The organism is Bartonella sp. SD1336NMGDW, assembly GCF_042193565.1.
GTDB lineage: Bacteria > Pseudomonadota > Alphaproteobacteria > Rhizobiales > Rhizobiaceae > Bartonella > Bartonella grahamii.
The window spans coordinates 48,719-63,076 of the sequence record NZ_JBHILW010000004.1; the positions used below are offsets into that span (position 1 = coordinate 48,719).

The 14,358-nt window shown below is 35.5% G+C and carries 8 protein-coding genes and 1 pseudogene; 5 read left to right on the top strand and 4 right to left on the bottom strand.

What is annotated here, in order from left to right:
- Nucleotides 1-39 precede the first annotated feature (39 nt).
- Nucleotides 40-1,863, top strand: a complete 1,824-nt coding sequence (gene edd / locus ACFIKH_RS03690; protein ID WP_375625162.1) for a phosphogluconate dehydratase — start codon at nucleotides 40-42, stop codon at nucleotides 1,861-1,863.
- Nucleotides 1,864-1,929: 66 nt separating this feature from the next.
- On the opposite strand, the gene folD is transcribed toward edd, so the two are convergent.
- Nucleotides 1,930-2,829 (bottom strand): bifunctional methylenetetrahydrofolate dehydrogenase/methenyltetrahydrofolate cyclohydrolase FolD, encoded by a 900-nt coding sequence (folD, locus tag ACFIKH_RS03695; protein WP_375625161.1) that lies wholly within the window; start codon nucleotides 2,827-2,829, stop codon nucleotides 1,930-1,932.
- A gap of 314 nt (nucleotides 2,830-3,143) precedes the next feature.
- On the opposite strand from folD, the gene ACFIKH_RS03700 reads away from it, so the two are divergent.
- The gene (locus tag ACFIKH_RS03700) at nucleotides 3,144-5,024 is read left to right on the top strand and encodes an AsmA family protein (RefSeq protein WP_375671036.1); all 1,881 of its coding nucleotides are present in this window, start codon (nucleotides 3,144-3,146) and stop codon (nucleotides 5,022-5,024) included.
- A 311-nt stretch (nucleotides 5,025-5,335) separates the two neighbouring features.
- Here ACFIKH_RS03700 and ACFIKH_RS03705 read toward each other — a convergent pair whose 3' ends face one another.
- Complete coding sequence (locus ACFIKH_RS03705; RefSeq protein WP_012754785.1) at nucleotides 5,336-5,479, bottom strand: hypothetical protein; 144 nt, start codon at nucleotides 5,477-5,479, stop codon at nucleotides 5,336-5,338.
- A gap of 235 nt (nucleotides 5,480-5,714) precedes the next feature.
- Between ACFIKH_RS03705 and ACFIKH_RS03710 the strand changes: the two genes are divergently transcribed.
- Together ACFIKH_RS03710 and ACFIKH_RS03715 are read left to right on the top strand one after the other, a co-directional pair.
- On the top strand, nucleotides 5,715-6,458 hold the full coding sequence (locus ACFIKH_RS03710; protein ID WP_375625159.1) for a 16S rRNA (uracil(1498)-N(3))-methyltransferase: 744 nt from the start codon (nucleotides 5,715-5,717) through the stop codon (nucleotides 6,456-6,458).
- Nucleotides 6,459-6,526: 68 nt separating this feature from the next.
- Nucleotides 6,527-7,900: a glutamate--cysteine ligase gene (locus ACFIKH_RS03715; RefSeq protein ID WP_375651590.1), complete on the top strand. Its 1,374-nt coding sequence runs from the start codon at nucleotides 6,527-6,529 to the stop codon at nucleotides 7,898-7,900.
- A gap of 2,115 nt (nucleotides 7,901-10,015) precedes the next feature.
- Here ACFIKH_RS03715 and ACFIKH_RS03720 read toward each other — a convergent pair.
- Nucleotides 10,016-11,099 (bottom strand): annotated as a pseudogene (locus ACFIKH_RS03720) (type ISP restriction/modification enzyme); the annotation flags it as partial.
- A gap of 820 nt (nucleotides 11,100-11,919) precedes the next feature.
- Between ACFIKH_RS03720 and ACFIKH_RS03725 the strand changes: the two are divergent.
- Nucleotides 11,920-13,275, top strand: coding sequence for an L-cystine transporter (locus ACFIKH_RS03725; RefSeq protein WP_375625157.1), 1,356 nt, complete (start codon nucleotides 11,920-11,922; stop codon nucleotides 13,273-13,275).
- Between the two features lie 7 nt (nucleotides 13,276-13,282).
- Here the strand turns inward: ACFIKH_RS03725 and ACFIKH_RS03730 are convergent, their stop codons facing one another.
- Nucleotides 13,283-14,161, bottom strand: coding sequence for a methyltransferase (locus tag ACFIKH_RS03730; RefSeq protein WP_375625156.1), 879 nt, complete (start codon nucleotides 14,159-14,161; stop codon nucleotides 13,283-13,285).
- Nucleotides 14,162-14,358: the final 197 nt, after the last annotated feature.

The window sequence follows — 14,358 nt, forward strand, 5'->3', positions numbered from 1 at the left end:
ATGAATGAGGGGAAGCAACAATGAAAGAGGGAGGGGAATATGGCACTTTCCAAGACAATTGCCACAGTTACACGAAGGATTTATGAACGTTCTCGATCAACACGAGAAACTTACTTAGATCGTATTGCGAAAGCACAAGTTCATCGCCCCAAACGAAGTTTTTTAGGATGTGCCAATCAGGCTCATGGTTTTGCTGCTTGTGGTGCAATAGATAAAGAGCGTTTGAAGGGAAATATCGTTGGGAATATTGGCATTATCACGGCATATAACGATTTACTTTCAGCTCATCAACCTTTTGAAAAATTTCCTCACTTAATTAAAGAGTCGGCCCGTATGGTTGGTGGTGTTGCACAGGTTGCAGGTGGTGTTCCCGCGATGTGCGATGGTGTTACGCAGGGAAATGCGGGGATGGAGCTTTCCCTTTTTTCGCGTGAAGTAATTGCAATGGCGACAGCTATAAGCTTATCACACGATGTCTTTGATGCAGCATTATATCTTGGGGTGTGTGATAAAATTGTACCAGGTTTATTGATTGGTGCACTAACATTTGGTCATTTACCAGGAATTTTTATACCAGCTGGTCCTATGACAAGTGGTCAAGGTAATGATGAAAAAGCGAAGATACGTCAACTTTACGCGGAAAATAAAATAGATCGCCAAACACTTCTAGCATCAGAAGCTCGTTCTTATCATGGACCAGGAACATGTACATTTTATGGAACCGCTAACTCTAATCAGGTGATACTGGAGATGATGGGGCTTCATATGCCGGGAGCTTCTTTTGTTAATGCGAATACACCGTTGCGTGATGCTTTAACAAAAGAAGCTACGAAACGTGTACTTGAAATGACAGATCTTGGTGATCATTATAGTCCACTTGGTATGATCATTGATGAGCGTTCTTTCGTGAATGCCATTGTAGGATTAAATGCAACAGGAGGTTCTACCAATCATACGATTCATTTGATTGCTATGGCTGCTGTTTGCGGTATTAAATTGACATGGCATGATATTGCAGAAATTTCTTGCCATGTGCCTCTTTTAGCGCGCATTTATCCTAATGGTTTAGCGGATATCAATCATTTTTATGCTGCTGGGGGGATGGGATTTATTATTCGCGAGCTTATCGATGCAGGTTTAGTACATGAAGATGTTTCAACGGTTTTTGGTAAAGATCTCAATGCTTATGCAATTGAAGCAAAGCTTTCTGCTGATGGTCATGTGGTGCGTGAAGCGGCTCTCAAGGAAAGTGGTGATCATAAGGTGTTAGCAGGGTGGAGAAAGCCATTTCAGCCTGACGGTGGTCTTCGTGTTTTATCGGGAGATTTGGGAACAGCTATTATAAAAGTTTCCTCTGTTAAACCAGAGTATTGGCAGATTAAAGCACCAGTCTTTGTTTTTAATGATCAAGAAGAACTACAAAAATCTTTTAAATCTGGAGTGTTGTATGATAAAGATTTTATCGCTGTCATTCGCTATCAAGGACCAAAAGCCAATGGTATGCCAGAGCTTCATAAATTAACGACCATTTTAGGCGTTTTACAAGATCGCGGTCAAAAGGTAGCATTGATAACCGATGGGCGTATGTCAGGGGCGTCAGGAAAAATTCCTGCTGCCATTCATGTGACACCGGAAGCAGTGGATAATGGTCCCATTGCACGTTTGCAAGATGGTGATATTGTTTTTCTTGATGCTCATGAGGGTAAATTAACTCTTTTGGAGGATTTAGCAAAATTTAACGTACGAAAAATCATACCTCCTGATCTTTCAAAAAACGAACACGGTTTTGGACGCGAACTTTTTCATGTTTTTCGTCAATCCGTTAATCGTGCAGATCAAGGAGCATCTGTTTTTATGACATGAAAAATGCAAAAATAAACAAGCTTAATCATGTACAATAAAACCATATACAAGGAATTGTTATAATTCTTAGAATTTTGGCATAGGCAGATTGTGTGATCGCGCGGCGGCTTTGAGTGTATTAACCATAAGCATGGCAATTGTCATTGGTCCAACGCCTCCTGGAACAGGGGTGATCGCGGCAGCTTTTTCTTTTACGTTTTCAAAATCGACATCACCAACAAGACGTGTTTTCCCTACACCTTTTTCTGGTGCAGCAACGCGGTTAATACCGACATCAATAACAATTGCACCATTTTTGATCCAGTCTTTTTTAATCATTTGTGGGCGGCCTACAGCTGCGACTAAAATATCAGCGCTTCGACAAACATCATCAAGGTCACGGGTACGACTATGGGCAATTGTCACAGTGGCATTGGCTGCTGTTAAAAGGGCAGCCATAGGTTTTCCAACAATATTAGAGCGTCCAACAACGACAGCATCAAGTCCAGATAAATCTTGCCCACAGTGTTGTTCGATCATCATCATGGCACCAGCTGGTGTGCAGGGAATAATCGCATCTTCAAGTGCATTTGCCGCGAGTTTTCCTACATTAATATAATGAAAACCATCAACATCTTTTTGGAAAGCAACGGCTTGTGTTATGCGATTTGTATTCATATGAGCAGGGAGAGGCAGCTGTACCAAAATACCATGAATTTTTGGATCAGAATTTAATGTTGCAATAAGTTGAAGGAGTTCTTGTTCTTGTGTTTCTTTGGAAATGACATGTTTGATTGAAAGAAACCCACATTCTTCGGCTTTTTTATTTTTTGAGGTGACATATACTTGACTTGCGGGATCATCTCCAACAATAATAACAGCGATACTAGGTTGTATATTATAGTGATGGCGGAGCTTTGTTGTTTCGGCCTTAACTTTCGCAATAATCTCTTCAGCAAGTTTTTTTCCATCGATAATATTATTCATTCAGAGATCCTTTCGGTAAGGCTGTTTGTTTTTTTGTAAAGCATTTTCTAATAATACGATAGAGTTTTATAGCAATATTCATATGAGAACAGTAAGAATGGTTTTATAATGTTGTGGATTTATAGTTTTGAAGATTTTTAAATAATTGCTTTATAAAGAAGCAGCAACATTGCTGTTTGAATAAATTTTGGATAAAGAACAAAAATAATTAAGATACAAAGTGGATATAGTGAATTATAGGGTTATAAAAACTTTTTTTGATCATTTAAGTTTGTTTTTAATCTGTTATAGGGGGATAAATATAGAGGGATATTGTGCGCATCAGAATAATAAAATTTTTGAGCGGAATTTTTATTACAATTATCTTTTTATTTGGAGTGGGGATTCTCGTTTTACCTTATCTTATCTCTACAGATGCGATTCGCATTCGTTTAGCGCAGGATTTGAGTGCATGGACCGGTTACAATGTGCAATTGCGTGATCCACCGCGGTTACATCTTTTTCCTTATCCTAAAGCATTTCTTTCTGGTGTTACTTTAACATCTAAAATGGATGATGTTGGGCCATTAATGGAAGCTGAATCAATAGAAGTTGATCTTTCTGTCGTCGATCTTCTTTGGGGACATGTTTCTTTTTCAGAGACGCGGATTATGCGTCCTCAATTTGTTATGGAAAAGCCTGTTAAAACAATAGCAGATTTTTTTGATCGGTTTTCTCGCTCACAAGGTGCATTAGGGTTGGCAATACGCAATACGCGTGAAATATTAAAACATAATCCTGAACATCCAGAAATAGAGCACCTTTTAAAACAACCTTTTGGGCGGATTGTCATTAAAAATGGTGTTCTTGTGTATCACGATAGTTTTTCAGGATTAGCAGAAAAAATAACAGGATTAAATGCGACTTTAGATTGGCCGGAATCGACTCGGGAAGTACGGTTACGTGCAGATGCGCGTTGGCGCGGAGAATTTACAAAGTTATCAATTGATGCTTCTCAAGCATTGCTGCTTCTTGCAGGAGGAAAAAGTCATATTAGGGCAAGTCTCAATTCTGTACGTGGGGGAATAACTTTTACAGGAAAGGCTCGGTTATCTGAATATTATATTTTTGACGGAAAAGTATCGATGCGTTCTCCGGGATGGAATCAGACATTATCTTGGGTTGGTGGAAATCAGTTTTGGGGACATAAATTTAAAATACCCATTGTATGGGAATCTCATTTTTTAGCGCAGCCAATGCATATTCAAATGAACAATGTTACATTTACGATGGGGAAAGCAAATGCGCGAGGAGCTTTAAAACTCGATTTTCAAGATTATGTACCAAATGTTATGGGTTCGTTAGCCTTTGATAACCTAGATCTTAGCCTCTTGGGTTCAATGTTTTTTTCAGGTAAAAAGAAAAATTCCTTCTTTGATATGACAATTTTTCATCGTATTGGCGTGGATATACGACTTTCTGCGCCACAAGCTAAAATAGGAAATATTTCACTCACAAATTTAGCTGCTGCAATACAAATAAGAAATGGGCATGGTATTTTTGATCTTGGACATGCGAATATTTTTGGTGGATCCGTGCAAAGTAATATTGAAGTTACGCCAGCTGGACAGAAAGTGCGTATTGGAGGAAATATTTCAGGTGCTTCTATTGATATGCAGGAGACTTTAGAAACCTTGGGATTTATTCCATTTATACAAAGCAAAACGAATTTTACTGCAACGGTACGAACACTTGCTGATTCTTGGCGAGAAATTTTTACAAAAATGCAGGGTGAATTAACACTGAAAATGTCTTCTGGTCGGCTCTTAGGGTATGATTTGAATGAATTACAAACAAGACTTTTAAATAAACAACAATTTCTTTTAATGACTAATGATACTTTTTCAACAACATTTGATCACTGGGATATTCAGACAAGCTTTTCAGAAGGTATGATGAAGGTGACAGAGTCATTAATGCGTACAGCAGACTTGAGCTTATCCATTCAAGGAAGCGTTGCAACTGCTATCGCGCAAGGGAAGCAGAATGAATTGATATTACAGGCACAACTACGCAAAAATTATAGATCAGAAACTTTATGTAAAGATGTCCAATGTCTCGCTAATAGCCTTGCATGGCCTTTTACATTTTCTCTAAGCTCTAAAGGGCAAAACCATGGTAATTTTTTGGTTACAAAAGACATTGACGCAGATTAAGAATTGTTTTTTATCTATATAGCATCCTATCTTATAATAGTAATTCGTCTTTTTGCAACTTAAAATTGTCTTTTAATTTAAATCAGAGGTCCCACTATCGGAAGATTTTCTCATTTTAAATCCGTTCGTGGTGAAGCAGTAAAAATCGTTCTCTCCGTCATAAGTGTGGTTGATATAGATAAATGATTAAAGAGAGGAATAAAAATCCTTCTTATGGAATCTTTCAAATACAAGAAATTCATAATATTGATGTAAATCTTATAAAAGTTTTTAAAAAACATTAAATTTTTAAGGGGGATGTCGGCCAGTGCTTACTGAATCCCAGAAGAAATACCATAACCATCTTTGGTAATTGTATGCTTCCCATCTGCTCCAACAGAACCAATTCCCACTGTAATCAAAATAAAGGCTAAGAGGGTTGTAATCGTAATAATTGTAGCTTTTTTAGCAGACATATTTTTCCTCCACGGATGCATCAATGACTGAATGCAAAGATGAATGGTGCATTATTTAAACTTTTATGAAAGTAGAATCACTTAAGGATCTATAAGTTCCTATTATTATCTCATAAAGCTAAAAAAACTCTATAATTCTTTAATATATTATAGTTCTATAGATATAATTTTTTCTTTTTGCTATATATTTTTCTTTATTTTCTCGATGACGATAGTGAGCATTGGCAAAATTTTTATGCGCATAAATTATAAACTTAAAAGATTATTTATACGGCAGACATTGGCTTTGAATGAAGAAATAAAGATAGAGGGGGCACAAGCTTCTTATCTTGTGCATGTTTTGCGTATGAAAGAAGGAGCAGAAATTTTACTTTTTAATGGACAGGATGGTGAGTGGCTTGCTAAACTTATCATTGTTAAGAAAAAATTTGTTGTGGTTCAGCTTATCCATCAAGAAAGATTACAAACGACGCATTCCAGTCTTATCTATTGTTTTGCTCCACTCAAAAACGCGCGGTTGGATTATATGGTGCAGAAAGCTGTTGAAATGGGGGTATCGGTTTTGCAGCCTGTTATAACGCATCATACGCAGGTTACGCGTATCAATATGGCGCGTATGGAAGCCAATGTTATTGAAGCTTCTGAACAGTGTGGTATTTTATCTCTCCCTGAATGCGTATCTGCTCTATCATTAGCAGAACTTTTAGCACGATGGGATGAGACACAGCCTTTATTCTTTTGTGATGAAGAGCATAAATCGCATAATCCATTACCTTCTTTTAAAAAGCGTGACGTTACAACACCCGGTATTCTTATTGGACCGGAAGGTGGCTTTAGTGAAGAAGAGCGGAGCTTTTTAAAAAAACATCCTTTTGTGGTTCCAATATCATTAGGTCCGCGTATTTTACGCGCTGACACTGCCGCTGTTGCTGCTTTGGCTCTTCTTAATGCTACCGTGGGGGATTGGGCAATGGATTGAGAAATCTGTAAAATCATTCTAAACAATTCATTTAAGATGATGATACCAATGATAGGATACGATAAGTTATGGCGCTTGATATAACTGATGAAAGTGAAATTTATAACTTAGATTCCTTGGTTAGTTATTTCCAAGGGGGGTATAAAGCAGAAGATGATTGGCGTATTGGTACAGAACATGAAAAATTTCCGTTTTATAAAGATGGTTTTCACCCTGTTCCATATGAAGGAGAGAGGGGAATCCGAGCGCTTTTAGAGAGGATGCAAAGTGCCTTAGGATGGAAACCTATTTTAGATGACGAGAATATTATTGGGCTCGTAGGATCAGTTAATCAGGGAGCCATTTCTTTGGAACCTGGAGGACAATTTGAATTATCTGGTGCACCATTAAAATCAGTAGGACATACATATCACGAGTTGATGGAGCATTTAACTCTTCTCAAAAAAATTGCAGAACCATTGGGTATAGGTTTTCTAGGTCTTGGAGCTAGTCCAAAGTGGACTTTAGCTGAAACGCCACGAATGCCTAAATCACGTTACCAGATTATGACTGATTATATGCCTAAAGTGGGATATAATGGTCTTAATATGATGTATCGCACATCAACAGTTCAGGTTAATCTTGATTTTTCATCTGAAAGTGATATGCGGCGAAAAATGCAAGTATCCATGAAGTTACAGTCCATTGCAACAGCATTATTTGCAAGTTCACCTTTTACAGAAGGACGCCCAAATGGCTTTTTGTCGTGGCGTTCTGAAATTTGGCGTAATACGGATAATCAGAGGACAGGCGTTCTTCCCTTTATATTTTCTGAGCGTTTTGGTTTTGCTGATTATGTTGAATGGGCTCTTGATGTTCCAATGTATTTTGTTGTGCGTGATGGTCGTTATTATGATTGTACACATATAACGTTTCGTCAGTTTATGAATGGAGCATTAAAAGGACACGTTGCAAATTCAATTCCAAACATGGGAGATTGGATTAATCACTTATCGACGTTATTTCCTGAAGTCCGCTTAAAAAGATTTTTAGAAATGAGAGGAGCTGATTGCGGTTCTTGGAAGCGCATTTGTGCGTTGTCGGCTTTTTGGGTCGGGCTTCTTTATGATAGGGAAGCACTTAATGAGGCAGAAGCTTTGACAAAAGATTGGTGTTTTGAAGAAGTTTTAGATGTGCGCCAACGCGTTCCTAAAGAAGGGTTAAGAACTCCTTTTCGTCAAACTATTCTTTTAGAGTTAGCACGACAAGCTCTTGCTATTGCCCGCAAAGGCTTAAAAAATCGCAAACAGTATGATACCAATGGTTTTGATGAAACAAGTTTTCTTAATCCTTTAGAAGAGGTTGTTGCAATGGGACAAACAGATGCTGAAAAATTTTTGTCTCATTACTATTCTATTTGGAATGAATCTGTAGAACCGTTATTTTTAGAATGTGCCTATTAAATTTGAAGAAAAGAGACTTCCTACTTTTTAAAAAATGCATATCATCGTGGTGGCTCATTCACTCATTTGCTCTGGAGAGCATATCCTGCCTTGCTTTTAACATTTCTCATAAAGGGTACAATACAAAAATCTCTTAGGCAGTGTGATTTTTATACCCAATTATATCACGATATTTCCGTAATCTTAATGCTGTACCTTTGTGCTAAAGATAGCTCATAAAAGATATACTTAAGCTTATTATAAAACATTTTTATTCACGTGGCTCATCCCACTTATGAATAGGTTTGAAAATAATATTTTTCACTTTTAAAAGGGATAAAAAAATATAATTTGCGTTTAAAGGAGGAAATATACCAAAAATCATTTTTAATGGATAATTTCTTGAAATTATGTTGCTAATATGAATATTTCTTTATGTCTTATTATTCTCACTCCATGTATTTGATTATATTATAGCAATATGTGTTATTCTTTTGTTACAAGAGTAAAGTATGGAATAAAAATAAAAAATTTCAGTTTTTGCAGAGACGGGCAACGAAAACTTTTTTGTTAGCTAAACATATCTAGTGCGTTTAAATTTTTCTTCTTCCGTTTTTTAGTAGCCAGATCTCCTGAGGCTTCTTATACCTTTTGTACCATTATACGATATAGTTATACAGTCATCATGAAGGCAATAGATGTATTTTTAAAACAGATAGGAAAATTACAGGGGATCATTCACTTTAGTATATCCAAGTGATATTAATACAGCGAACAAAACGATCAATAGAGAAGATAAAACAATAAATGTTACGGTACGTTTCATGAGTGATTTAACTCCTTATCTTCGATAAATAGGTCGGTATTGAATACGGGGCTATTACGACGGTTGATATCATTTAATTTGGTTATATCAATGGTATATGTGATATTTTTGTTGGTATTGTGTTTCAAATTATATTGAATGATATGTAGATTACGAGTGGCGTTGCATTTCCCATAAAAGGGTATTGTATGGCATAGCTACATCCGACAAAGTACTCATATACTAACAAAAACATAAAAGACAGTCAGTATTTTAAAGGTATGGAAAATGCTTTTTCGTAACATATAAACTAATATATCTAGAATTTATGTAACACGATACGTATTTATTGTAAATAAATATTTTACAATTTTATATTTTTTAAATATATTATGTGTAAATATTGTTTATGTGCTTATTACTTGATTATTTTTTATTATGTCTTTTAAAGATATATTGTGTAATTTATTAAACAATTGCGTTATTTATTATCTATAACATTAATAATATTTATAAACGCTCTCATCATGCGTATTTTTAGCTTTATAACGTATCAGTTTTTTACTAAATGATTTTAATGATTTTTGTAGATTTTGTTTATAAGGGGCTCTAATTTGAACAACTTTAATAGGCACCGCGTTCTTTATAACCAACGCGTTCATTTGCATTGTGATTATGAAAACCTGTTTTTTCACGCATGCTCTATAGCTATTATATTTTTTATAGTCGTGGCATCATTTTTCATTTTCATAATATAAATAATAAAGATGATAATGCGCTTTATTGCCTGTTATAAAGACATCTAAAGAGAGACTGATAATTATAGAGGTCAGAAAACTCCCTTTTAATAGACTTTTGTCATTTTTCTGTCAGTAAATTGAACCGACAAAATAGATCATTTTAGTGAGTGATTAAATATATCTTATGATAAGCATGTGATCCTTTAAAGCCATTTCAAAAGATAGGTTCTAGTCATAAAAAATGCTATTAAGACCATTATGGTTATTAGTTTTGAGGTTCTTGAAGATTTTGAGGATTTTAGACACCTTCAAAATCTATAAGTAAAATGAATACATATAGCTCTTTTTCAACAGAGCTTTTGAAAACAATAAAGCTATCATTTTAGATTATGATATAATCTTTTAAAAGCAATCCAAATAACAGTGTCTAAAAGTGCAAAGCCTTGTCTTTAGAATAACACATATAAACTATCCTTTTAAGATTGTAGGTAATAAACTTAATAAGATGGTTAAAGTTATAGACTGCCGTTTTAAAGCAATACACAAGAGATCTTTATGAGGTGTGTTAACCTCATAAGTCTATTCGGTTTCTCACACTTCTAATTTTGGTAGTTTTTTAACAATTTTCATTGTTTCTAAACTTATAGTATGATCCTTTGAAACAACTCTAATGGATAAGCAGGGTTACCAATGGTTCCAATAGCATAGCGATTGGCATCATTAACGATGCCACTCTTTTTATCTATCTTTACACATTGACGCTCCATAACCCATTCAAGAGTGGGGTTGCCATTAACGATATACTCATAAGCTTCAAGAGGGATGTTTTTCATGATGATATTGCTGTTGTAAATAACAGTAGATTTATCCTTTTTAAAGGTCACAAGATAAGGCTCCACACTTTCATAATTTATGTGCAAGTGATCAAACTCACACTCTGTTGTCCACAATATCCTGAAATCTTCAGCGCTTTTTACACAGGGGATACGAGGCAATTCTTTGCATAAATTATGAGCATAGCGAGTACGGTAATCTTTTGAATGCAATAATCCGTAAGCTTAATAGAATAGATCATCTTTAGTTATGGTCTCACTAGGATAAGCAGCTTAAAATGCGTTAATCCTTTATCAGTGATGGCATCACGCCTCTGTAAACCAGATGTTTTTCTTTCCTTTATTGAATTTGTAAACAAATGGGATTGTTTCTCATCATGATCAGTTATAGAAGATTCAACATTTTTATAAAGATACTGTGGAAAGCATTGGCCTGTATCTATTGCATCTAGATTAGGTAAATTCTTAGCTATCAACACAGAAAAACAGCTTCGTGCTCCTATGCTTGTAATTTCTATGACTCTATTTTCTACTGCTTGCCCCATAGGGAATACATGTGGTATCTGATCAACTCCGTCATTGAAGATACGATTATAATAAAGCCATAGTCGTGTAAAAGGACGATACGAACTTTGCGTGAGACATGTCTCTTCAAATTCAAAAACCCTTCCTCTGATTAGTTCTTGCTTAACATTATAACTACAACTTATCTTTTTTACATCTAAAGTGATAAAATTATCTACGGTACGTGCACGTGTTGTTCGATCAGCATATAGATAGGTATCATTAAAACATTTTACTGCACTATTATAAAAAGCAATCATATTATTTATATTTTCTGCCCAAGCTCCGCCCTCCAATGTTGTGATAGCTCTTGAATTAAGACGTTTCATAAGAAGTATTTCTACTCCTTTCTTATACATTTTTTATTTACACGCCAGCCCTGCTTGTGACGTGCAAGCAAGTGATTTTGATTGATTCAAGATAAACAGGTTTGAAATAAGAGAATCTTACGTTATTCGGGACTCTCATTTAATATGCAAAACAGTAAATTATTTTTATAAATCAATATTTTGTCATTCAATAGGTATTGTGGCGTTCAAAGTCTTTTTTATGACTATAAAAAGAATTTCGAAAAATAAAAAAGCTTTCATTGAGAGCAAAGAAAGAATGTATGAAAGGTCTTTTCAATAAAATAATTATATTTGAAATGCTGGTCAAAGCTGTTGAGAGTACAGTCCATAAAATTAGCAAAAGTAGCTTGTTGGTGTATTTTCTAGAAAAGTCATGAATGTTCGATTGTTAATTCATCCTTTCTTGGAAAGCTCGCTTCAGTTCAAATAGAAAAAGAGAGAGGTAAGGATATTGATAGGATAAGATATGCTGGAATTATTCAGTATTAAGACGCAATGAATGTTGTTTATATTTCTCTTTTTTAACTATTTTATGAGAGCGTAAATTTAAAGAATAGGAAAATAATTTTATTTATTTTATTTAAACAGTTATTAGTAGATAAAAAGTTCTCTTTTAATCGATAAATTAAAAAAATAATGATTTTGTAAAATCCTGGTAAGCTTTATGTTAATTTTAAATATCATGCATTGATTTTGAATTATGCAGATTATTGACGTCAATCATAACAATAGTAAGTGAGCATAGACAATGACATTTAATTTTTTCGTCAATTTATTTCTATTTGTTATTTTTTTATTGTTGGTTTCTCAAAGTAAGAGAATGCAATGGAGTCTTTCACTACGTGTTATGCTAGGGCTTATCCTTGGCTTGATTTTTGGAAGTGTTTTGCAGTTTGTTTATGGAGAGGGTGAAAGCACTTTATTGAAATCCGTTGAATGGTTTAACATTGTTGGTGAGGGCTATATCTTATTGTTGCAAATGATTGTTATGCCACTGGTTTTTATCTCTATTGTTTCAGCAGTTGCTCATTTACATTCTGTTTATGCTGTTGGAAAGATGAGTATAATAACAATTTCAATATTGCTTTTTACAACGGCTCTTTCAGCATTGGTTGGTGTGCTTGTGGTTAATTTTTTTGGATTAACAACTGATGGTTTGGTGCATGAAGGGCAAAATGTTTCTGCTCTTCTTGAAGGTCATATTTCTAAACTTGGAGATATGAATATACCAAAGATGATTTTGTCTATGATTCCTAAAAATCCATTTGCTGAGTTGAGTGGAGCCAAACGTACGTCAATTATCAGTGTTGTTATTTTTGCGTCATTTTTAGGTGCAGCGGTTCTTCTTTTAAAGAAAGATGAGCCAGAAAAAGGAGAAAAAGCGCTTTTATTTATTCAAGTGGGACAAGCTTGGATTATGCGGTTAGTCCGTATTGTGATTGCTTTGACGCCTTATGGTATTTTTGCACTTATGACGAAAGTAGGAGGAACATCGCGTATTGCAGATATTTTAAATTTACTGGTTTTTATCATTGCATCTTATGTCGGTATTATTTTAATTTTTGGAATTCATGGTGTATTGCTTGGTATTTCTGGGGTTAATCCCTTTCGTTTTTTCAAAAAGGTTTTACCGGTTTTAACATTTGCTTTTAGCAGTCGTTCAAGTGCTGCAAGTATTCCTTTAAATATTGAAGCGCAAACACAGTGGATAGGTGTACCACAATCCATTGCGAGTTTTGCAGCTTCTTTTGGGGCAACAATTGGACAAAATGGTTGTGCTGGTCTTTATCCAGCGATGCTTGCGACCATGATTGCACCGTCTATGGGTATTAATCCTCTTGATCCTACTTGGATTGCTACGCTTATTGGGGTCGTGACGTTGAGTTCTATTGGTGTTGCTGGTGTGGGGGGAGGCGCTATTTTCGCTGCATTGATTGTGTTACCAATTATGGGGCTTCCTGTTACTTTGGTTGCTGTACTTATCTCTATCGAACCGCTAATTGATATGGGACGTACTGCTCTAAACGTGAGCGATTCAATGATAGCTGGAACGGTTACCAGTCAAATATTACGGACAACAGATAAAAGTATTTTTAAAAAATAATTTTAGATTATATTTTTTTGGGCTGTAAAACATCTGTAAGAGATATTTGCGCTGAACCAGGTTGTAGGGGTTTTTGTTGATGGGGATGAGGAGCCCAACCAGAGAGCCAGATGAAAGAAAAATGTGCACGAATACGTCCATCAGGATCACTAAATCGTTGTGCATAGATTTCAGCTGCGCGGAGAAAAAAACGTTTAGATACAGGGCGTCGTGAACGATTGATGAGTGCATTTTGCATTCCCATAGCTTTAAGATCGTGCATAAGGTCAAACATTGTATTATAACGTATTGTGATATCTTCAACGTCTGCTACAGGCAGAGCAAAGCCAACACGCTGTAAAAGAGCGCCTGCATCACGAATGTCGGCAAAAGGATAGATCCTAGGGCTTGCTCCACCATAAATTTCACTTTCAGCTTGCAGCAGGCTTTCGCGCAATTCTCTTAATGTACCAGCTCCTGCCATAACAGCAAGAAATAAGCCATCTGGTTTAAGGGTGTTTTTTATCTGGCTTAGAACACCAGGGGTATCATTGGTCAATTGTAATGAAAGAAGTGAAACAATAAGGTCACAGTAACTTTGAGGTAAATCAAGAAATTCTCGATGACGTAAATGAAATTTTTTATCATGGCTTTGGTAAAGCGTATCGGTCTCAATACGTTCTATAGAACAAACTTTTCCAGATTTCATTAAAGCTTGCGCAGCAAGGTCTGTATGGCTGTGTAAATCGAGAGCTAATGTAAAGAGGCGATCAACAGTGCTAAGACGTTTATAGAGATCTTCTGCCATGTGAGAGAGTAAAAAGTCGTATCCTTTTTTTGCTTTTTGAAAGGCACGTTTTCGGAATTGTTCAATGCGGTTATGATCAAAAATTAAAGGATGCGACATATTGTGGAACACTTTCGCTCTATGGAAGAATATATTTTGAAAAGGTTCATTATTTGTGCAAGCTCTGTCAAGTTTATAATATAAAAGAAAAATAAATTTATAGAAGGTAAGAGTTTTTAAAGGAATTAAAATTATAAATTGAGGAAATACAAAGGAACTTTTGTTCTGAGGGAAACTTGTAAAAGCCTAAATTTATA

Bases quoted from the DNA above. Each gene is read 5' to 3' on its own strand.
- edd (WP_375625162.1), top strand. From the start codon at position 40: ATGGCACTTTCCAAGACAATTGCCACAGTTACACGAAGGATTTATGAA.
- folD (WP_375625161.1), bottom strand. From the start codon at position 2,829: ATGAATAATATTATCGATGGAAAAAAACTTGCTGAAGAGATTATTGCG.
- ACFIKH_RS03705 (WP_012754785.1), bottom strand. From the start codon at position 5,479: ATGTCTGCTAAAAAAGCTACAATTATTACGATTACAACCCTCTTAGCC.
- ACFIKH_RS03710 (WP_375625159.1), top strand. From the start codon at position 5,715: ATGCGCATAAATTATAAACTTAAAAGATTATTTATACGGCAGACATTG.
- ACFIKH_RS03715 (WP_375651590.1), top strand. From the start codon at position 6,527: ATGGCGCTTGATATAACTGATGAAAGTGAAATTTATAACTTAGATTCC.
- ACFIKH_RS03725 (WP_375625157.1), top strand. From the start codon at position 11,920: ATGACATTTAATTTTTTCGTCAATTTATTTCTATTTGTTATTTTTTTA.
- ACFIKH_RS03730 (WP_375625156.1), bottom strand. From the start codon at position 14,161: ATGTCGCATCCTTTAATTTTTGATCATAACCGCATTGAACAATTCCGA.